Origin of the sequence: Pseudomonas helleri (assembly GCF_001043025.1) — a bacterium.
GTDB classification, from domain to species: Bacteria; Pseudomonadota; Gammaproteobacteria; order Pseudomonadales; family Pseudomonadaceae; genus Aquipseudomonas; species Aquipseudomonas helleri.
In genome coordinates, this window is record NZ_JYLD01000004.1 from 259743 (window position 1) to 279024 (window position 19282).

General features: G+C 57.2%; 20 protein-coding genes. 13 read left to right on the forward strand and 7 right to left on the reverse strand.

The annotated features are described in order from the left end of the window. Window positions 1-17: 17 nt before the first annotated feature. The 3 genes from TU84_RS08805 to TU84_RS08815 form a co-directional block, all read right to left on the reverse strand. On the reverse strand, window positions 18-1331 hold the full coding sequence (locus TU84_RS08805) for an ABC transporter substrate-binding protein (RefSeq protein WP_048368664.1): 1314 nt from the start codon (window positions 1329-1331) through the stop codon (window positions 18-20). Window positions 1332-1534: 203 nt separating this feature from the next. After that, window positions 1535-2842 (reverse strand): sigma-54-dependent transcriptional regulator, encoded by a 1308-nt coding sequence (locus TU84_RS08810; protein ID WP_048368665.1) that lies wholly within the window; start codon window positions 2840-2842, stop codon window positions 1535-1537. 60 nt (window positions 2843-2902) lie between these two features. After that, on the reverse strand, window positions 2903-4624 hold the full coding sequence (locus TU84_RS08815; protein WP_048368666.1) for a sensor histidine kinase: 1722 nt from the start codon (window positions 4622-4624) through the stop codon (window positions 2903-2905). Window positions 4625-4768: 144 nt separating this feature from the next. Here TU84_RS08815 and TU84_RS08820 point away from each other — a divergent pair, with 144 nt between their 5' ends. The 6 genes from TU84_RS08820 to TU84_RS08845 all read left to right on the forward strand — a co-directional run bounded on the left by TU84_RS08820 (window position 4769) and on the right by TU84_RS08845 (window position 9193). Further along, window positions 4769-5020, forward strand: coding sequence for a ParD-like family protein (locus TU84_RS08820; RefSeq protein WP_048368667.1), 252 nt, complete (start codon window positions 4769-4771; stop codon window positions 5018-5020). Beyond that, on the forward strand, window positions 5017-5808 hold the full coding sequence (gene map, locus TU84_RS08825) for a type I methionyl aminopeptidase (RefSeq protein WP_048368668.1): 792 nt from the start codon (window positions 5017-5019) through the stop codon (window positions 5806-5808). Before TU84_RS08820 ends, map begins: the two co-directional genes overlap by 4 nt. Before the next feature lie 133 nt (window positions 5809-5941). Then, window positions 5942-6763 (forward strand): SDR family NAD(P)-dependent oxidoreductase, encoded by an 822-nt coding sequence (locus TU84_RS08830; protein ID WP_048368669.1) that lies wholly within the window; start codon window positions 5942-5944, stop codon window positions 6761-6763. Between the two features lie 35 nt (window positions 6764-6798). Continuing rightward, entirely contained in the window at window positions 6799-7848 is a 1050-nt protein-coding gene (locus TU84_RS08835; protein WP_048368670.1) for an AraC family transcriptional regulator, read from the forward strand. 18 nt (window positions 7849-7866) lie between these two features. Beyond that, on the forward strand, window positions 7867-8526 hold the full coding sequence (locus TU84_RS08840) for an NAD(P)H-binding protein (protein ID WP_048368671.1): 660 nt from the start codon (window positions 7867-7869) through the stop codon (window positions 8524-8526). 154 nt (window positions 8527-8680) lie between these two features. Further along, window positions 8681-9193, forward strand: a complete 513-nt coding sequence (locus tag TU84_RS08845) for a GNAT family N-acetyltransferase (RefSeq protein ID WP_048368672.1) — start codon at window positions 8681-8683, stop codon at window positions 9191-9193. A 286-nt stretch (window positions 9194-9479) separates the two neighbouring features. Here TU84_RS08845 and TU84_RS08850 read toward each other — a convergent pair whose 3' ends face one another. Genes TU84_RS08850 through TU84_RS08860 form a run of 3 tightly spaced genes read right to left on the reverse strand, consistent with a single transcriptional unit; the run spans window position 9480 to window position 12387 of the window. After that, window positions 9480-10442, reverse strand: coding sequence for an ABC transporter substrate-binding protein (locus tag TU84_RS08850; protein WP_048368673.1), 963 nt, complete (start codon window positions 10440-10442; stop codon window positions 9480-9482). Window positions 10443-10444: 2 nt separating this feature from the next. After that, window positions 10445-10771 (reverse strand): 4Fe-4S dicluster domain-containing protein, encoded by a 327-nt coding sequence (locus TU84_RS08855; protein ID WP_048368674.1) that lies wholly within the window; start codon window positions 10769-10771, stop codon window positions 10445-10447. Continuing rightward, the gene (locus TU84_RS08860) at window positions 10768-12387 is read right to left on the reverse strand and encodes an FAD-dependent oxidoreductase (protein ID WP_048368675.1); all 1620 of its coding nucleotides are present in this window, start codon (window positions 12385-12387) and stop codon (window positions 10768-10770) included. Before TU84_RS08860 ends, TU84_RS08855 begins: the two co-directional genes overlap by 4 nt. Before the next feature lie 302 nt (window positions 12388-12689). Between TU84_RS08860 and TU84_RS08865 the strand changes: the two genes are divergently transcribed. The 3 genes from TU84_RS08865 (at window position 12690) to TU84_RS08875 (ending at window position 14243) form a co-directional block, all read left to right on the forward strand. Next, on the forward strand, window positions 12690-13004 hold the full coding sequence (locus TU84_RS08865; RefSeq protein WP_048368676.1) for a type II toxin-antitoxin system RelE/ParE family toxin: 315 nt from the start codon (window positions 12690-12692) through the stop codon (window positions 13002-13004). Between the two features lie 2 nt (window positions 13005-13006). Beyond that, window positions 13007-13294 (forward strand): NadS family protein, encoded by a 288-nt coding sequence (gene nadS, locus TU84_RS08870; RefSeq protein WP_046031301.1) that lies wholly within the window; start codon window positions 13007-13009, stop codon window positions 13292-13294. Window positions 13295-13514: 220 nt separating this feature from the next. Then, window positions 13515-14243 (forward strand): class I SAM-dependent methyltransferase, encoded by a 729-nt coding sequence (locus tag TU84_RS08875; protein WP_206541191.1) that lies wholly within the window; start codon window positions 13515-13517, stop codon window positions 14241-14243. Between the two features lie 348 nt (window positions 14244-14591). On the opposite strand, the gene TU84_RS08880 is transcribed toward TU84_RS08875, so the two are convergent. Next, window positions 14592-15563 carry an AraC family transcriptional regulator gene (locus TU84_RS08880; protein WP_053225205.1) on the reverse strand — a complete coding sequence of 324 codons (972 nt, stop codon included), beginning with the start codon at window positions 15561-15563 and terminating at the stop codon, window positions 14592-14594. Window positions 15564-16011: 448 nt separating this feature from the next. Here TU84_RS08880 and TU84_RS08885 point away from each other — a divergent pair, with 448 nt between their 5' ends. The 4 genes from TU84_RS08885 to TU84_RS08900 all read left to right on the forward strand — a co-directional run bounded on the left by TU84_RS08885 (window position 16012) and on the right by TU84_RS08900 (window position 19259). Continuing rightward, window positions 16012-16854 (forward strand): MinD/ParA family ATP-binding protein, encoded by an 843-nt coding sequence (locus TU84_RS08885; protein WP_048368678.1) that lies wholly within the window; start codon window positions 16012-16014, stop codon window positions 16852-16854. Between the two features lie 301 nt (window positions 16855-17155). After that, the gene (locus tag TU84_RS08890) at window positions 17156-18409 is read left to right on the forward strand and encodes an MFS transporter (protein WP_048368679.1); all 1254 of its coding nucleotides are present in this window, start codon (window positions 17156-17158) and stop codon (window positions 18407-18409) included. A gap of 176 nt (window positions 18410-18585) precedes the next feature. Beyond that, window positions 18586-18855, forward strand: coding sequence for a type II toxin-antitoxin system MqsR family toxin (locus TU84_RS08895; RefSeq protein ID WP_048368680.1), 270 nt, complete (start codon window positions 18586-18588; stop codon window positions 18853-18855). Window positions 18856-18857: 2 nt separating this feature from the next. Further along, window positions 18858-19259: a type II toxin-antitoxin system MqsA family antitoxin gene (locus TU84_RS08900; protein ID WP_048368681.1), complete on the forward strand. Its 402-nt coding sequence runs from the start codon at window positions 18858-18860 to the stop codon at window positions 19257-19259. Window positions 19260-19282: the final 23 nt, after the last annotated feature.

Here is a 19282-nt window from a genome sequence, read left to right on the forward strand (position 1 = left end):
GGTCAAAGGTCGAGCCGCTAGGGCTCGGCGACGGGTTTACGCGCGGCCAGACGCCGCTTCAGGGTGGCGCTGTCGAGCTGTAGCTCTTGCGCCGAATACACCGACCAGTCACCCAGCATCAGTTGGGCAGGCGGGTAATCGGTATTGCTGACCGGCGTGCCAATGGCCTGGCTCTGCTGGATTTGATGGGTCACCGGGTCGATGCGTGAAAAGCTGCCGGGCGGGTCTTCGGGCAAGGCGATGTCCAGGCCTTCGAGGGCACGGATCAGGGCCTGGGTGTCGGTCACCCCGCCGGTTTTCTCAAAAGCTTTGGCCATCACCATCACCACGCTGTAGGCGCCTTGCGCGGCGTAGGTCGGATAGCGCCCGCTCAACTGATGAAAGCGCTCGACAAACGAGCGGTTGCGCGGGGTGTCGGGCCAGTTGTTGTGGTGGCGCGCCGAAAGAATCAGCCCGGCAGGTGCCTTGTTGCCCAGCGACACCAGAAAATCGTAATTGGCCCCGGTGTCGAAGTTCGCCAGCCGCGAGGTTTCCAGCAAGCGGCTACCGGCGGCCTGTTTGACGAAGGCATGGAAGTCGCCGCCCCAGATCGCCGAGACGATGATGTCGGGCCTGGCCTGTTCCAACGCGGTGATGTACGGCGAGTAATCCGGCTCGTACAGACGCGGCCACAACTCGATGACGTCATCGAACTTAACCCCCAACTGGTTCAGGGCTTCGTGCAAGTCATCGCGGGACACATGGCCGTATTCGTAGTCAGGGCCAATAAATGCCAGGCGCTTCCAGCCGGTCTTTTTCTGCAAGGCTTGCAGGTACCGCGCACCTGCCGCCATGGAGGTCCAAGTGTCATTGGTCACACGAAAATAGTACGGGTGGCCGTTTTCCAGGGTCATGCGCGACGAGGCGTGATCGGAGCCGATCATCAGCACTTTTTCCTGGCGGGCCAGTTGGCTGACGGCCAGCGCCACACCGGACGAAACCATGCCGCACAGCACTTGCACGCCGTCCTTGTGAATAAAGCTCTTGGCCAGGCTGACGCCGTAGGAGGCTTTGGACTGGTCGTCATCGACAATTACCCGCAGGCGCGGCACGGGCTCACCGGCCACGCGGCGGGTTTGCAATTCATTGAGTGCGACTTGAATGCCGAGGATGCTGTCGTGGCCATAAATGGCGGCGCGCTCGGTCATCGGGTACAGGCAGCCCAGGGTCAGGTCGGCGTCAGCGGCCGGCACGCCTAATTCCAGACGGCCGACGTCGGCGCTGGACAAGGGGCTGGCAAGCAGAGTGCTCAGGGTCAGGAGGCCACAGGCCCATTGACGCAACAGGGACATAAATTCCTTTGGGCGTTGAAAACGCCTCTTGTTGGAGTGCGGGAAGGGACAGAGCAAGGGCTATGCCAAGGTGAACAACGTGTAGGAGCGAGCTTGCCTCGCGATCTTTTAAAGGGTCAAAAGATCGCGAGGCAAGCTCGCTCCTACAGGATTTGCGGGTGTGTTGAGCGGTTTGCGCTCAACACGCGCGCGGGTGTGAGCGCTTAGCGCTCAATGCCCAGCCGTTGCAGGCGGCGTTTGAGCGCGTGGCGCGAAATGCCGAGCAATTGCGCGGCCAGACCTTTGTGGCCCGCCGAGCGGCTGAGCGCATCGGTCACCAGCTCGCGCTCGGCACGTTCAAGCTGGTCGCCCAGCACATGGGATGCCTCTACCTCTTGCCCTTGCAAGGGCGCAGGCAGCATCGCCGCGCTGATGCCTTGGCCCGGCAACAGAATGGTCAGGCGCTCAACCAGATTCTTCAGTTCGCGCACGTTGCCGGGCCAGCGATGACGGCGCAGCGCCGCCACGCAATCTGGCAAAAACTGGATCGGGCTCACGCCCTCTTCAACCGCCTGGCGCTGGGCAAAATACTGCGCCAGCAACAGCAGGTCTTCGCCGCGTTCACGCAAGGCCGGGATGTCTACCGTGATGACGTTCAAACGGTAAAACAGGTCTTCACGAAACCGCCCCAAACGCACATCGTCGGCCAGGTCCCGGTTAGTTGCTGCCACCACGCGCACGTCGGCACTGCTGGCCTGGCTGGCGCCCACCGCGCGATAGCTGCCGTTTTCCAGAAAGTGCAGCAACTTGGCTTGCAGGCTCAGCGGCAACTCGCCGATTTCGTCAAGAAACAGCGTGCCGCCGTTGGCCTGGCTGACCAGCCCGGCGCGCTTTTGATGGGCGCCGGTGTAGGCGCCTTTCTCCGAGCCGAACAGCTCGGCCTCAATCAACTGCTCGGGCAAGGCGGCGCAGTTCACTTCGATAAACGCGCTGGCAGCCCGGGAGCTGTGCGCGTGCAACGCTTGGGCGACCAAGGTCTTGCCGGTACCGGACTCACCCAACAGCAGGATCCGCGTGGCCGAGCTGCGGGCAATCCGTTGCACCGCCGCGTGCAGCGTGCTCATCGCCGGGCTTTGCCCTTGCAGGCCGGGCACCGGTGACTCAGGCGTGTCGAGGGCCAAGGTGCTGCTGATGGTGGCGAGCAGGTCATCCAGCTCAAAGGGTTTGGTCAGGTAATCGGTGGCGCCGCTTTTGACCGCCTGCACCGCCGCCCGGGTATCGCCATGGGCAGAGATCATGATCACCGGCAGGTGCGGGCTGCGCTGGCGCAAGCCATCCAGCGTGGCCATGCCGTCGATGCCCGGCAGGCCGAGGTCCAGCAAGACGATGTCGATGTCATCCAGCACCTGTTGCAGCGCCGCTTCGCCACTGCTGGCCGTGCTGATACGCATGCCCTCCCCGCGCAATGCATAGCTGAGCGAGCGCACCAGCGCTTCTTCATCGTCGACGATTAACACGTGAACATCAGGCATCTGTGTCTCACTTTTACGTATTCAAAATGATCGGTAGCCGCTGACGAGGCACGCAGGCGGCTACAAAAACCGGGTGAACGCAGGGAAATCGAGCGCCACCTGGGTGCCCTCACCCACGCGGCTGACGATGTGCATGCGCGCGTCGTTGGCCTCCAGCAGTTGCTGGCTGATGCTCAATCCCAAGCCGGTGCCCTGGGGTTTAAGGGTGAAAAATGGCTGGCGAATCTGTTCCAGGTGTTCGGGCGAAATGCCGCAACCCTGATCGATGATCAACACCCGCACCCGCCCTTGGCCCGTCTCGGCGCACAAGCGCACCACGCCGCCCTCCGGGCTGGCTTGCACAGCGTTCAAACACAGGTTGAGCAGCACTTGGCGGGCTTGATCCGGGTCGACGAACAGCTGCAAATCCCCTGCCGACTCGCACAGCAGTTCGATATTGCGCGCTTGCAAGTGGGGGCCGACCATCGCCGCCGTGTGCTCGAACAGGTGCGCCACCGAGACCACCCGCGGTTTGGCCGGGTGCGGGCGGCCGTATTCGAGCAAGTCATTGGTGACCCGTGACAAGCGGTCGATTTCCTTGACCAGATCACTCAGCAGGTGCCGCCGCTCAGGTTCTTGCTCGCGGCGCAGCAAGGCTTGCACCGTGGTTTTCATGGTCGCCAGCGGGTTGCGCACTTCATGGGCCACGCCCGTGGCGAAGGTGCCCAGCACGGCGAGGTTTTCGCTGCGTACGGTCTGGTCCATGACCTGCGCCAGACGCTCGGCCATCACGTTAAAGGCGCGGGCCACATGGCTGATTTCATCGTCTTTGGGCTGTAGCGCAAGGCGATAGCTCAAGTCGCCCATGGACAGTTGATGGGCACCTTGCAGCAAGGTGCTGACCCGCGCGCGCAACTGCCGCGAGAGGGTAAAAAAAACGATGAGGATAAACCCGATAAACCCCGCCGCCACCCAGTACAGCCACCAGCGTGCATCGTTCAGGGGCTTGAGGATGGCCCCCGGCTCGACACTGAACACCAGTTGCCAGCCGGGCAAAATCATCGGCCCTTCGTGCCATTGCCCCGGCGCTTTGACGGGCCGCCCGGTGGGGTCGATAAACGCGCCGCCAGGCACGCGCAACAACGGCGCAACCACGCCGCCCATGCCCGCACTGACCAGCAACTCGCTCAAGGAGGCCAGGCGTAAATGCAGGGCTATGCGCACCTTCTGATTGGTACGCCCGATGCGGACGCTCTTGCGGATCAGAAAGCTGCCCGAGCCGCCCGCCTTGGGCAGCAGCGGCCCTATCACTTCGACGTCACCGACCCATTGCACCGGCAAACCGGCGATGGACCAGTGTTCATTGCCCCAATACGGCTCCCCCGAGGCAGACTGGCCCGGCAGTACTTTGATCAAGCGGTCCTGCTCATCAAAAAACAGCACGCCGTACATAAAGGGCAAGTCCCCTTCCAGCTTGAGCAGCGAGTCGACGTCGCTGATCAGCCGAGATTGATCGACTATGAATTCAGGCATGTTGGGGTGATTGGACAGCGCCGAGAGCTGGTAGAAGCGATCATCCAGAAAGGAGGACAGGCGGTTGGCCGTCGACAATGCCTGGGCATCCAGCCGCTCGCCGGTAAGACGGTTGAGCAAGTCCTTGGCCAGTTGCTCATAAAAAATCGCCAGGGTAATCAGCGCCACGCTCATGACCACAACGGACAGCAACGTATAGCGCGCCACCAGGCTACGGTGCGGCCGGGCAAGCCACTGCAACAACACATGGAGGGAAGAGTCGGGGTTCATGGCGTTCTTGATTGTTTTTGTAATGGCCCCAGCATAGGGATCGACCCTTGGGCCTGTCCATGACTGCGTGTTGCAGATTTCGTGGCTCATCGCCTAATATACGTTTCGCTTACATTCCATATATATTTCATCTTGGGTCATTTGATGGGCATCGTAAAAATCTCGGACGCCATGCACGAAAATCTGCGCATCGCCAGCAACGCGCTCAGTCGCTCGATCAATGCTCAGGCAGAGCACTGGATGCGCATTGGCATGCTCACAGAGCTGTACCCGGATCTGGATCACAACCAGATCAGTCGTTTACTGATTCGCGCCGAGCTTGAGGGCGGTCTCGATTTAAAACAGCTGTGCCAATTGGCTGATTCGGCACAGGCTGCAGCAGGAGCCCGCCCATGAGAGCGCACGTGGTTATCAACACACCGGCCCAAATCGCCCAGTCCAAAGTCGCCGGCATGCTCGCGGCTGAAGTACTGGCGATGATCACCCCGCACGTCAAAGCAGGGGTGACCACCGACCAGCTCGACAAGATTTGCCATGACTACATCGTCAATGTGCAAAAGGCCATTCCCGGCAACGTCGGCTACCACGGCTTCCCGAAAACCGTGTGCACCTCGGTCAATGAAGTGGTGTGCCACGGCATCCCGTCGGGCCGAGTGCTGCACGATGGCGACATCGTCAACATCGACATCGCCGTGGTAAAGGATGGCTGGTACGGCGACACCAGCCGCATGTACTACGTGGGCGAGCCGAGCCCGCAAGCGCGGCATCTGGTCAAAACCACGTATGAGGCCATGTGCGCCGGTATTCGCCAGGTTAGCCCCGGAGCAACCCTGGGCGACATTGGCCACGCGATCCAGACCGTTGCCGAAAAAGAAGGCTTCAGCGTGGTGCGCGAGTACTGCGGCCACGGCATCGGCAAGGTCTATCACGACGAACCGCAGATCCTCCATTACGGTTATCCCGGCCAGGGCATGAAGCTTAAAACCGGCATGATTTTCACCGTCGAGCCGATGCTCAACGCGGGCAAACGCCACGTCAAAACCCTGGCTGACCAGTGGACCGTAGTCACCAAGGATTGGTCGCTGTCGGCCCAATGGGAACACATGGTGGCAGTGACCGATAACGGCTTTGAAGTGCTGAGCCCTTGGCCGGATGCGGTTGAGGAGTTCGCGCCGATTACCTGAGTTGCAAGCACAATGGCGCCTTCTGCAAGCCACTTGGCGCCTTGCTGCTAGTGTTTAGAGGCGGCCAGCCGAGCATTATTTGTTCAGGCGCTGAGGCAAGTGTTTCAGCGGTTTCTAACGAAGAGGTGTTCGAATGTCCAAGATCTGGTTTATCACTGGCAGTTCCCGTGGCCTCGGTCGCTCCATCACTCTGGCTGCCCTGCGCGCCGGGGACCGTGTTGTCGCCACCGCCCGCAAGCCTCAGCAACTCGATGACCTGGTGGCCGAGTTTGGCGATGCGATTTACCCACTGGCGCTGGACGTGACCAACAACGAGCAGGTGGAACAGGCGGTTGACGCCGCCGTGAAGCATTTTGGCCGCCTCGATGTGGTGGTCAACAACGCCGGTTATGGCGATCTGGCTGCGGTCGAAGACGTCACCCTGGAAGACTTCCGCGCCCAAATCGACACCAACTTCTACGGCGTGGTGTATGTGAGCAAGGCGGTTGTGCCGGTCCTGCGTCACCAGGGCAGCGGGCACATTTTCCAGGTCTCGTCGCTGGGTGGGCGCATCGGCATGGCTGGCCTGGGCGCGTACCAGAGCGCGAAGTGGGCCGTCGGCGGCTTCTCCACCGTGCTGGCACAGGAAGTCACCCCGCTGGGCATCAAAGTGACCGTGCTTGAGCCGGGCGGCATGCAGACCGATTGGGCCGGCCCGTCGATGACCATCCCGCCTATCAGCGAACCCTACAAACAATCGGTCGGCGCACTGGCCGAGCTGCTCAACTCCCCGGGCATTTTGCCGACCCGTCCGGACCGCGTGGCTGAAATTGTGCTGGAACTGGCCCTCAAGGATGACGCGCCACTGCGTCTGCTGATCGGTAGCGACGCGGTGCAGTACGCTGCCAAGGCCGCGCAAGACCTGGCCGAATCGGATAAAAAGTGGCACGACCTGAGCGTGTCAGCCTCTAACTGAGCCACCCCTGACTGACCTGACATAAAGGAGCCCCCATGTCTGACGCAAGCCGCCCCATCGCCTCTCGTTTCAATGTGCCGGATGCCTTTTGGCAAGGCCTGAAACTGATCGGGCTGGAGCCTTCAGTGGTCCTGCGTCAGGCACGGCTCCCCGTCACGCTGTGCATACGTGAACTGCGTGACCGGCGACAGGTGAGCACCGAAGAATTCTTTCGTTTGTGGGCCGCCGTGCAGGCCCTCAACCCGGACCCGGCCGCCGCTGTGTTGCTGGTGACCCGGCTTGATTTTGCGACCTTGCCGCCGTCCAGCTTTGCAGCCTTTATTGCCCGTGATTATCGCGATGGCTTGCACCGTATGGCCCGTTTCAAACAACTGTGCACGCCGGAACGGCTGCTGGTTAATGAAGACGGCCAGACCTGCACCGTCACCATTGACTGGCTGCACACCCCCGAGCTGCCGCCCAACCTGCTGGTGGACGCAGCCTTTGCCACCTTCGTAGAACTGGGTCGTCAGGGCACCCGCGTGCACATTACCCCGCGCAAGGTCGAACTGGCTCGTAAAGACGATGGCAGCCCTGCGCTCAGCGAGTTCTACGGATGCCCCGTGCAGTATGGCGCCGAGCGCAATGCCTTGGTGCTGGACGTGGCGGATCTGGATCGGCCGTTTCCGGGCCATAACCCGGAGCTGCTGGACATGCTCAACCCGGCGCTGATAGCTGCATTGGCCGAGGCCACGGCGTCGGCCAGCATCAGCCTGCAAGTCAAGGCAGCACTCAAGCGCATCCTCGCCAGCGGTCGCCCGGAACTGGCCGACGTGGCGCGGGAACTGGGCATGAGCGAGCGCACCTTGCAGCGGCGAATTACCGAAGACGGCACGAACTTTCGGCAACTGATGCTGGAGACCCGCCAAGAGGTGGTGCGCCATCTGCTCAGCGAACCTTCAATCGAGATTGAAGAAATTGCCTGCCTGCTAGGCTACGAGGACACCAACTCGTTTTATCGGGCGTTTCGGTCATGGGAAGGCACGACGCCAGCGCGTTGGCGCGCCTCGCAAGCCCAGCAACCCATGTCGTCCTCCACTCATTAACGCTAACGGACTACTGAGATGAAAATTGTGATGTTTGGCGCCACCGGGATGGTGGGCCAAGGGGTGTTGCGTGAGGCTCTGGCCGCACAGGATGTGACCCATGTCCTGAGCATTGGCCGCTCTGAAAGCGAAACAAGCCACCCCAAACTGCGCACCCTGGTGCATGCCGACCTGCTCGACTACTCGGCCATTGAAGACCTGCTGACGGGCTTTGACGCCTGCTTTTTTTGCCTCGGCGCCTCGGCGGTGGGCATGGACGAAGCCGGGTATTCGCGCATCAACCACGACATCCCGCTGGCGGCCGGCCAAGTGCTGTCGGGCCTCAACCCGCAACTGACCTTTACCTATGTGTCGGGCGCAGGCACCGGCAGCCAGTCGGCCATGTGGGCTCGGGTTAAACGGCGCACCGAAACCGACCTGCTGGCGTTGCCGTTCAAGGCGGCTTACATGTTTCGCCCTGGGGTGATCCAGCCGTTGCACGGCGCGCGTTCGAAGACGCCGATGTACAACGCGTTCTATGTGCTGACCTCGCCCTTGCTGTCGATTGCCCGCAAGTTACTGCCCAAGTACGTGTTGTCGACCGAAGAAATCGGCTTGGCCATGCTCGAAGTAGCGCGCCATGGTGCGCCGAAAAGCATTCTGGAGACGGTGGATATTCGGGGATTGGTGAAGGGCTGAATCAATCAAATACGTGTAGGAGCGAGCTTGCCTCGCGATCTTTTTGATCTTTTAAAAGATCACGAGGCAAGCTCGCTCCTACAGTCCCGTAAGCGTCCGGGCATCCCGTCTGGCGCAGCTTTTATGCGAGACATAACGCTTAAGAGGGATGGTTATGATTCGTGACGCATTACCCGAGGATGCGAAACGCATCGCTCACGTTCATGTCAGTAGTTGGCAACACGCTTATCTTGATCTGATGCCCACTGACTATTTAGCCTCCCTTAGTGCGACATTGCCTCAAAGAGAGACCTATTGGGCCCGCACAATTGAAGGCAAAGACGCTGACGTTTTAGTCGCCGAAGTGGAGGGAAACGTTATTGGTTGGCTTTCACTGGGGCCTTGTCGTGATGAAAAAACGCCCGAATCAGCATCGGGAGAAGTCATGGCGATCTACGTTTTGGCTGAATACTGGAGTAAGGGTATTGGCGCCCAATTGTGGCAGGCGGGTTTTAAGCGTTTGCTTGATCAAGGTTATAAACGCATCACCTTATGGGTTTTATCTGGCAACGAAAGGGCCATTCGTTTCTATAAGGGCCTTGGTGGAACAGAAGAGCCTGGCAGTTGCCGCACGCTCGTGCGTGGTGGCGTGACGCTGGATGAGGTGAGGTATGTTTGGAGCAATTGATTTTCTCTTACGAGCGTGTTCCGGAATCGATTCGCCAAATTTCGAGGGTTTCCTGGATTTTGCGTAACCTGACCTTTATCTATGCACCGGCAGCCAGTCAGCTTGGCCATGCTCGAAGTAGCGCGCCATGGTGCGCCGAAAAGCATTCTGGAGACGGTGGATATTCGGGGATTGGTGAAGGGCTGAGTCAATCAAATACGTGTAGGAGCGAGCTTGCCTCGCGATCTTTTGATCTTTTAAAAGATCGCGAGGCAAGCTCGCTCCTACAGTTGGTTGGGGCGCTGGGTTAGACCTTCCACTCGTTGATATCGAAATCACGACGGATCAGGCGTTGTTCGAGCAGGAAATGTTTGGAACCACTCAACAATTCAAGGCCTACCGGGGATAGTGGCTCCAACTGAAACTCATTCCCGGTGTAGGTGGCTTCAATCGCCGCCTGGGAGTATTTGGACGCCTGGGCATGGAAGCTGAAGTAAGCCGGCCAGTCGGCCGTGATCTGCGCCACCGACTCGCGGCGCGCAGCCAACCAGGCCTCACTGAAGTGGGGCACTTGTTTCAATAACTTCTCACTGGCGACGGTCACGGTGCAGCCGCGCAAGTGCGGGTGGTCAGTGGCCTGGTCGATCAGCGGGTAACCGTTGCTCAACAGCGTAGGCCCCAATTCGCTTTGCGCTGCGTAAGCGGCAATGTCGCCCCGCGCCAATGCGGCTTCCGAATCGCGGGCAGGCAAGGCCACGATTTTGGTGTCTTTGAGAATGCCTGCCTCGTGCAAGGTGCCGATCAGGTAGCGGTGCATGTACGACCCCAGCGGCGTGGCGACCACCTTGCCTTTGAGTTCGGCCACAGAGCTCACGCCGTTCTTGGGAGTGACGAGCCAGGCGTTCATGCCCACGGCATCGATGCTGAGCAAACGGCTGGCCTGGCTCATGGCGTAACACACCATGGCCGGGGTATCGCCGTAGGTGCCGACATCCAGCGCACCCGACAGCAAGGCTTCATTCAGTTCCGGGCCGTTCACAAACACGTAAGTGCTGATGTTGTCGAAGCCCAGTGGCTCCAGATGTTTTTGCGTTAACCCTTGGTGCAAGGCCCAACCGGAGGGCCCGGTAGGCACTGTGGTCGAACCCACATAGCCCACACGCAAAGTACGCTTTGGGTCGCTGGCGGCGAGCAAACGCCCGGGCAATCCTAACAAGGCCGCAGCACCGAGCCCGGCCCCCAAAAACTGCCGTCGATTGAATCCCTTCATGGTTAATACTTTCCTAGCAAATGGTAACTCTGGTCATCGCTGGCGGTAGACGCCCGCCCCTTGCCCCACCCCACCGCGCTGCGGTAGCTGCCCAGCCACTGCCGGGTCTGGTCAGCGATCTCGACAGGCGTAGCCAGGCGGTCTGCGTACGGCGCCACAAACAAGGCATCTTCGGGGCAGTAGACTTCGCACATAAAGCAGGTTTGGCAATCGTTCTGCCGGGCAATCAAGGGCGCTTGCCCCGGTACTGGCGCGAACACGTTAGTGGGGCAAGCCAGCACGCAAATGTTGCAGCCGGTGCAACGCTGCGGATCAATCAGTTCAATCATGCCGCCTGCCCTCTCAGCAACTGCTCCATCACCGGCCCGAGGCGTTCATGCCCGGTCCAGACGTCATCCAGCCCGCCACTGATAACCCGGTGGTGTTGCGTCACGTCGGTGCCTGCATAGTCGCTGCGCCGGTGCATGCCACGGGATTCGGTGCGTTCCAGCGCACTTCGGTACATCCAGCGGGACACCGCCAGCATCGCCGTGGCTTCGCGCAGGCGCAGGGTTTGTTCGTGGTCCGCCGCCGGGGCCGCGTGGCGCGTCTGCTGCCACAGCGTGTCGAGCCGGCCGAGCGAGGCCTGCAAGTCTTCGCCATGGCGGAACCAGTTGCGCTGATACGGGAATACTTCATCCTGCACGGCTTTGATCAGCGCGCCGCTGTCCATGCGCTGACCTCGAGCATCGAGCAAGCCCGCCCTGCCCTGGGCGCGTAAATGGGTGCTGGCCGCCAGTCGGTTGGCCTGAGCGAACTGCGCCGCGCCAGCGCCTGCCCAAAAGCCGGACGACAACGCCCACGCCGCGTTATGACTGCCACCCCCGGTGAACGCCCCGCAGATCAGCTCGCGAGTCGCCGCATCACCGGCCGCGTACAAGCCCGGCACACTGGTCGCACACTGTTCATCGACAATGCGCAGGCCACCGGTGCCACGCACCGTGCCCTCCAGGCGCAAGGTCACCGGGAACAACTGCTGAAAAGGATCAATGCCGAGACGATCGAAAGACAGAAAAAAGTTCGGCTGCGCCAGGCGCATCTGCGCCTGAACCGTGGCATCGGCCTTGTCCAGCCGCGCATACACCGTCTCGGTTTGCAGCGCCTTGGCAATCACGCCACGGCCCTGAGCCGAACCTGCGCCTTCCATCACGCGACCGTCAGCATGATAAAAAACCGCCCACTTATAGAGCGCTGATTTGGTCACCGACGAAAAAGCCGGGCACAAGCCATACGCATTGGAAAACTCCATACCGGAAAAATCGGCGCCGACTTCGGCCGCCATCAAATGCCCGTCACCCGTCAATACATTGCAACCCAGCGCCCGACTTAGAAACGCGCAGCCACCCGTCGCGATGACCACGGCAGCGGCTTCGACCTTCCATTCATGATTTTTCTGCCGCGAGAAACCGGACGCACCGCTGACGCGCCCTTCACTGTCTGTGAGCAGTTGCAGCGCCGGGCTGTGATCGAGAATCCGCACACCGGCCTGCTTCACCCGCTTGCGCATCAAACGCATGTATTCCGGGCCCTGCAAAGAAATACGCTGCTGCTGGCCGTCGCTGTCGAGCGGGAACGGATAACCCCAGTCAGCGAGGGTTTGCATGTTGCTCCAGGTTTGTTCAAGGACGCGGTCCATCCAGTGGTTTTCCGCCAGAAAACCACCACGCGCATAGCGGCTGGCTTTGGCGTCTTCACGCTTTTGCGCGTCAGGTTCGACGTACCAGACGGCCGTGCCCGAAGGCGCCGTAGCCCCGGACGCCCCGCAGTAGCCTTTGTCCGCCAGCACCACACGTGCGCCCTGGGCCGCCGCACTGATCGCCGCCCAAGTGCCCGCGGGTCCACCCCCGATCACCAACACATCGGCGCGCCACTCACGCCCGCCCACGCGCTCCTCCAGACCTGACATAGTGAATTCCTTGTTGAAACAGAAGAATTTTAGGTATGACGGGCCCGACTTCAGTCAGGTGGTTGATGGCATTGCTGATTATAAAAATAAAAGGAAAAAGTCTAAAAACGAAAGACCTGCTTGTTATTTGGTTATAACGAGTTTAGGGGGGCTGGATGAGTCTGTGGCAAGTGACAGGTTTGCAGCTGGTTTGGGCTTAAGAGCAAGAAATGACATTTAAATGCAGTAACAACTGATCAGATGTTAAGGAGTACGGCCCAGCTTAGAATTGCCCAACAGTAAGCCACTGGCGTACATTAGCAATGATCTTCATTGAAACCCCGATTTTTACCCGCAGAGCTAAAGAGTTAATGAATGAGGATGCTTATATCGCTTTGCAAAGGGTGCTCGTACTGAATCCTTCTGCAGGTGACGTAATGGAAGACACGGGTGGTATCAGAAAAATCCGGATCGCGGCCAAAGGCCATGGAAAACGGGGCGGTGCACGCGTGATTTACTATCACTTCGTCTCGGCCTCGCAAATCGCACTACTGATGATCTACCCGAAAAATGAACAACAAGATCTGACAGCCGATGAGCGCAGAGCACTCAAAGCCGTCATTGAACACTGGAGATAACCATGAGCAAATTTTTTGATGAGCTAATGGAGAGCGTGCAGCAAATGGACGAAATTGTCCGAGGCGAACGTCGTCCGTCCCGTGAGTTTCACGTTGACGCACTGCAAGTAAAAGAGATCCGTAAAGCAACAGGTCTGACGCAAGCCAAATTTGCAGCGCTGATTGACGTTCAACTCGGCACCTTACGTAACTGGGAACAAGGCCGTAGAGAGCCCACCGGCCCCGCCAAAGCCCTGTTAAAAGCCATCCATAATGACCCGGTGCACGTACTCAATGCGCTGGCTGGCTGATCAACACAACCTCTGACGACCTTCCCCAGTGCTGCGCCAACAGCAGCACAGCAGAAGCGCTGCTTGCAGCCAGACACCTTCAGAGAAGGTAATGCCCGACAAGCCTGGTAAACATTAATGGCGTGTTTTTTGCTGGACGTTTGCTCAACTTCAACCCTTCAGGCGCCCCCTCCACAGGAGTTTGTAGATGAGTGACACGACCTCACCCCGGCCTCAGAACGTGTACGACGATCCGGTATTTTTTGAAGGCTACAAGAACCTGCGCCAGAAGGATTCGGGGCTGAACGGTGTGCTTGAGATACCGGCATTTCATGCGCTGTTACCCAAATTGCAGGGGCTTAAGGTGCTGGATTTGGGTGCGGGGTTTGGTGACTTCGCACGCTATGCCCGCAGCCAAGGCGCCCAGGCGGTCACTGCTGTCGATATTTCACAAAAGATGTTGTCTGAGGCCCGGCACCTCACCCATGACGACAAGATTGTGTATGTCCATCACCCGATTGAAAGTTTCACACCCCAGGCTCAAGCTTTTGATCTGGTGGTGTCATCGCTGGCGCTGCACTACGTCGATGATTATGCAGCGGTGGTCAAACGCGTGTACGCAAGCCTTGTCCCCGGTGGCCAATTCGTTTTTTCAGTCGAACACCCGCTGTGTACGGCGCAGCCCAGCGGCTGGGTCCTCAGCTCTGAGGGCGAACGCCTGCATTGGCCACTGGACAATTACCACTATGAAACAGAACGCCAAAGCCGTTGGTTTGTAGAGAACGTGACCAAGTTTCACCGAACTCTGCAAACTTACGTCAACACACTGATAGCCGCGGGTTTTCGCCTGGATCATCTGGGCGAACCCACGCCTTTGCCGCATGCACTAAAAGAGCGCTCATCATTAACAGATGCACTTAGACGCCCGCCTTTTTTATTATTGGCAGTGAGCAAGCCCGACGTAAGTTGAATGAACACCGATATAATTCGTCTGCCTTTTCGCCATGCTTCTATGAAAAAATCGAGACATTAAAAGGCTATGGATGGCCTCCCATTTCGCGTTTCTGATTGTCACCGACACGTCTGGAACACCCCTGCCAAAGCCATAACGCAAAACATTTTTTTGAAAAATATATCGATTACTAACTGTCATCCACGCTTAGAGCGATGATCATTTCAAAGCTGCTAAATAGCTGACAGGAAAAGCAAAATCACGCACACCCATAAATCGCCAAAAACAAAATATGTATTTTTTATGACAATAAATAAATAGAAATAAAAGCTAAAAACTAAATTCCTGGGTATCACCACTAAAGATTCAAGACAAATCCCTGTAGTTCTGAGGCGTCATCCCAAACCACCTCAAAGAGGCTTTATAGAAACTACTCTGATCACTAAAGCCCAATGTAGCAGAAATATACTTAATACTGTATACCGAGTGCCGCAAGTAATCATGCGCCAAGGCTTGCCTGACATCGTTGTACACCATGGAAAAGCTGAGCCCCTCATTCCTTAAAGAGTACTGCAGGGTTCTTTTGCTAACTTTGAGTGCGTCCGCAATTGAATCCAATGTCGGGGTAACCCCCAGCGCTAAACTTTGTGCAACGGCTCTTCTTATCTTCGACGATGCGAAACCGGTGGGCGATGATTCCAGTTGAACTCTAAGAAAATCAGCGTGTAGACGGTCTAACTTTGGCGATGCTGTAATCAGCGGGTAATTGCAAATTTCTCTGGGAAAAACCAATACATTATGACCTGCTGAAAACTTTAAATTCCGCCCAAACACCTCTTCCAGCCCCGCTCTTTCGCCGGGAGGGGCATAGACTAATTCAACCCCCAACGGCACCACATAATAATGTGGAACCAGCCACCTGATCAGTGCCAGTAAAATTGAGAAGCCAGCGTCTATAAAGACGCGGGGCACTTTTTTGGTCACTTCAATACTGACAATTTTTACGATATGGTCATGTAATTCCAGCTTTAACAATGAACCACTGCTGATCAAGGGATAGTAATTTACCAGGCGTTCAAGAGCTCCCCCCAATGTCGCACATGACATGACTGCATACCCCAACGCCCCCAGCATGGCGGGGTGCATGTTCCTGTAGGCCCTTAGCCCCAGATCCGGATCGCAAGAAGTTACAGCAAGATTGGCCAACCACTCATACACCGACTGGATTTCAACAAATTCCGTGTCATCGACATAATCATGAAATGTTTCACTGGACTTATAGACAGTCCCCAACGCTCGACAGAGCAAGTAAACATATGATTTTCGAATTCTATACATTCATTCATCCACGGAACAAACAAGAGCACGAACGAGTGCCTTCTAATTTCAGACATAAAATAACGTGCACAACAGACCCTATAGAATTAATCCTGCCACAGGACTGAGTCAATGCTGTTGCGCTTCAGGACATACTATTAGCCTCAGGGGACACTTATGATTAAACCATGCGCATGGGAGAATGAAATCACACAGCAAGTCTCTAAAAAACCCAAGAAGTATCAACCCCATGGACAATCATAGAAAAAAACGCGGATGGTGGTGGGCTTATAAAAAAATACGCTCATTGCACTGTTCCCGAAGTACCGCCGCATTAAGAGCCACGCGCTTTTTACTCACGGGGGACACGGGTGCTTTCAGAGACAAACATAGTCACTACAAAATAAGAATAAAATTATAACCCGGCAAGTTTACACTTGCGCAACTCGCTAAGGACGGCGTTATCTTCATGAAAAAAAAACATTCGGTTCAGGTCATTGCCATTACCGGCGGCAAAGGAGGCACCGGCAAAAGCACACTGGCCATCAATCTATCCATTGCCCTGGCCACCTTAGGGCAGAGGGTCGCATTACTGGACGGCAATCTGGAACTGCCCTGCATCGATACACTGCTGAATATCAGGCCGCAGAGAACACTTTCAAACTTGATTGAAGGCAACTGCACATTAACCGAAATATTGCACACTGGCCCCCGAGGCATCAACTTGATACTCGGCACCCCCTACTCAAAAACGACGCGCGGTCTTCTAACCGCTCATCACGTCGGGATTATAAACGCGTTCAACGAGATCCAGACTGAAGTGGATGTACTGGTTGTAGACACTGCCTCCGGGGCCAATGATTCTGTCCTGAACTTCACACGTGCCGCTCACGAAGTATTGGTGGTCATCTGTAATGAGCCCGCCTCGATCCTGAATGCACACGCGCTTATCTATACGCTAAATAACCAATACAAAATCAGAAAATTCAGAGTTATCAGTAATAGAACGTATAGCCCTATGGAAGGCCGCGATGCATTTAGCAAACTGCTTGCCCTCACCTCCTGCAACGTTGACTTGTCACTTATGTATGTTGGCAATTTACCCGAAGATCTCGCCGTACGGTACGCGACCCACAAACGACGAGCCGTCTATGAAATTTCACCCCGCTCGAAATTTTCTCGAGAGCTCGAAACGATTGCAAAAAAAATCAGCAAATGGCCACTCCATACAACACCGAGAGGGCACATCGAGTTTTTCATGGACAGCTTGATCATGGCGCCACCGGGTCATGGCACAAAGACACCCGGATAATAGCTCTCATTCCCTAATGTGCAAACTGCATTTACTGTTCATGTTCAGAAAAATGACAGTCAAAAAGATTTCGTCAAGCGATTGACGCATCAACCCTGAGAGATTTGTCACACTTGCAAACATCCGTCGCTCTGTAAGCCACTGTTCTACCTCGCGAAAGCAACCGGGTCATCGCATTAATTACACTGATGATCACTATCGAAACGACCGCCTGCCCGCTTGCCGAAATGGCTTCTTATAATCGCCTCCCAATTCCCCTCCTCGCCTCCTTCAGGCGATATCCCTCCTGGAACCCCACTCCATGCCAAGCGCAAGCCAGGCCTCCAGCGGCCTACCCGAACATAATCAGCAAAGCGTCAAACAGCAGTGGATGGCGATTCTGTCGGTTTCCGTAGGCGCCTTTGCCTTAGTGACCAGCGAATTTCTCCCGGTGGGCGTGCTCAACGACGTCGCCACCGACCTTGGCATCAGCGCAGGCCACGCAGGGCTGATGGTAACCTTACCCGGCATCATGGCGGCGCTCGCCGCCCCTTTACTGTCTGTCGGTATCGGCGCCATGGACCGCCGCTATCTGTTAATCGGCTTGACCCTGTTGATGATCGTCGCCAACTCGGTAGTAGCCGTCGCCAGCGACTTTAATGTGCTGCTGTTAGGCCGTGCATTGCTGGGTATCAGCATCGGCGGCTTCTGGGCGACCGCAATCGGCCTCAGCGGCAGGCTGGCCCCCAAAGGCGTGAGCGTCGCCCAGGCAACCTCAATCATCATGTTCGGGGTGACGCTGGCCACCGTGCTGGGTGTGCCCGTGGGCACTTGGCTGAGCGGCCTGATGGGTTGGCGCATGACGTTCCTGATCACCGCGCTGCTGGGCTTGCCGGTACTTCTGGCGCAGATTTTTCTGTTGCCGCGTCTCAATCCGGAAAAAGCCATTTTGGTCAGCGACCTGCCTGCCTTGTTTATCAACCCGAAATCCCGGGTTGGCCTGATCGCCGTATTGCTCATCGGCCTGGCCCACTTTGCGGCATACACCTACGTTGCGCCGTTCTTTAAAAACAGCTCGGGCTTCGATGGACCGACCATTGGTTCCCTGTTGTTGCTCTACGGCGCGGCCGGGGTTCTGGGTAACTTTTTTGCCGGCTTCGCGGCCAACCGCAGCGTGCGCTACACCCTGCTACTGGTGGCACTGATGATCGGCGCCAGCACCGCCCTGTTCCCCCTTTTCGCCACCCACATGACCGGTGCCCTCATACTCATCGCACTCTGGGGCTTTGCCTTCGGCGCCTTCCCGACGTGCGCCAGCATCTGGATGTTCGTCGTCGCCCCCAAAGACGTCGAACGCGGCATGCCGCTGTTCATCGCCTTGTTCCAGGTAATTATCGCCCTGGGCTCATTCTTCGGCGGCCAGATCGTCGACCAAATGGGCAGCGCAATGCTATTCAGCCTCGCCACCGCACTGGTCGGCTGTGGCTTTGTCACCGTGCTGGTGCTGGGGCGCAATGTGAGCAATAACCTGGTGGCAGAGCCGGCAGGTATGCAGGTAGAGGCTGAAAGGGGTTAAGGGCAGCGTGTCGAATCTGCTGATCCGTCGGGTGATAGAGCCGGATCAGCAGAACAATACGCAGCCAAAAAAATCAAAAAACATTGACGAATGCAGAGTTGACGTCATTAACCTATTTGCCAAATAAAACCAAGTAGGTTAGTTTCAGCCCTGGCGAAAAAGACCCGCACTGCAAGCTGCACACCGTCAAAGCCTCGATTGAAGCAGGAAAGGTTCGCTCTACCCAGTCAGCACTGATTGGCGGTTCAGCCCTGGGCTTTGACTTTGACGGCATCGTCAGTGTGGTTCTGGCATTAGCCCCCACTGATTTCTATAAAAGCATGACCACGCATGCCGATCACAAAATCTGGCAAGACGTATACCGGCGTAAAACTCACGCTGGCGAGGCCTATCTGAAACTCACGATCATTGATGATGTACTCATCGTGTCTTTCAAGGAGTTATGAACATGAAATGTCCATCTTGCGGTGCGGCAGAACTGGTGCATGACACCCGAGATCTGCCTTATACCTACAAGAGCGAAACCACACTGATCCCGCAAGTGACTGGCGAGTTCTGCCCGGCTTGCGGTGAAGCAGTGCTGGATGCCAGCCAATCGAGTCGTGTCAGCGGCGCAATGCTGGCCTTCAACAAGCAAGTCAATGCCTCGATTGTTGATCCAGCCTTTATTACCACTGTGCGTAAAAAGCTGGACCTCGATCAACGCGAAGCCGCCGAGATTTTCGGAGGCGGTGTAAACGCATTTTCCCGCTATGAAAACGGTAAAACCAAACCGCCTCTGGCCTTGGTCAAGCTGTTGAAGCTGCTTGATCACCACCCTGAGTTATTAAACGAAGTGCGCCACGGCTAATCACAGAGCGTTCGTAAGCGCTC

Bases quoted from the DNA above. Each gene is read 5' to 3' on its own strand.
- TU84_RS08805 (WP_048368664.1), bottom strand. From the start codon at position 1,331: ATGTCCCTGTTGCGTCAATGGGCCTGTGGCCTCCTGACCCTGAGCACT.
- nadS (WP_046031301.1), top strand. From the start codon at position 13,007: ATGAGCAAATTTTTTGATGAGCTAATGGAGAGCGTGCAGCAAATGGAC.
- TU84_RS08890 (WP_048368679.1), top strand. From the start codon at position 17,156: ATGCCAAGCGCAAGCCAGGCCTCCAGCGGCCTACCCGAACATAATCAG.
- TU84_RS08845 (WP_048368672.1), top strand. From the start codon at position 8,681: ATGATTCGTGACGCATTACCCGAGGATGCGAAACGCATCGCTCACGTT.
- TU84_RS08810 (WP_048368665.1), bottom strand. From the start codon at position 2,842: ATGCCTGATGTTCACGTGTTAATCGTCGACGATGAAGAAGCGCTGGTG.
- TU84_RS08900 (WP_048368681.1), top strand. From the start codon at position 18,858: ATGAAATGTCCATCTTGCGGTGCGGCAGAACTGGTGCATGACACCCGA.
- TU84_RS08865 (WP_048368676.1), top strand. From the start codon at position 12,690: ATGATCTTCATTGAAACCCCGATTTTTACCCGCAGAGCTAAAGAGTTA.
- TU84_RS08855 (WP_048368674.1), bottom strand. From the start codon at position 10,771: ATGATTGAACTGATTGATCCGCAGCGTTGCACCGGCTGCAACATTTGC.
- TU84_RS08885 (WP_048368678.1), top strand. From the start codon at position 16,012: ATGAAAAAAAAACATTCGGTTCAGGTCATTGCCATTACCGGCGGCAAA.
- TU84_RS08850 (WP_048368673.1), bottom strand. From the start codon at position 10,442: ATGAAGGGATTCAATCGACGGCAGTTTTTGGGGGCCGGGCTCGGTGCT.
- TU84_RS08860 (WP_048368675.1), bottom strand. From the start codon at position 12,387: ATGTCAGGTCTGGAGGAGCGCGTGGGCGGGCGTGAGTGGCGCGCCGAT.
- map (WP_048368668.1), top strand. From the start codon at position 5,017: ATGAGAGCGCACGTGGTTATCAACACACCGGCCCAAATCGCCCAGTCC.
- TU84_RS08835 (WP_048368670.1), top strand. From the start codon at position 6,799: ATGTCTGACGCAAGCCGCCCCATCGCCTCTCGTTTCAATGTGCCGGAT.
- TU84_RS08880 (WP_053225205.1), bottom strand. From the start codon at position 15,563: ATGTATAGAATTCGAAAATCATATGTTTACTTGCTCTGTCGAGCGTTG.
- TU84_RS08840 (WP_048368671.1), top strand. From the start codon at position 7,867: ATGAAAATTGTGATGTTTGGCGCCACCGGGATGGTGGGCCAAGGGGTG.
- TU84_RS08820 (WP_048368667.1), top strand. From the start codon at position 4,769: ATGGGCATCGTAAAAATCTCGGACGCCATGCACGAAAATCTGCGCATC.
- TU84_RS08815 (WP_048368666.1), bottom strand. From the start codon at position 4,624: ATGAACCCCGACTCTTCCCTCCATGTGTTGTTGCAGTGGCTTGCCCGG.
- TU84_RS08830 (WP_048368669.1), top strand. From the start codon at position 5,942: ATGTCCAAGATCTGGTTTATCACTGGCAGTTCCCGTGGCCTCGGTCGC.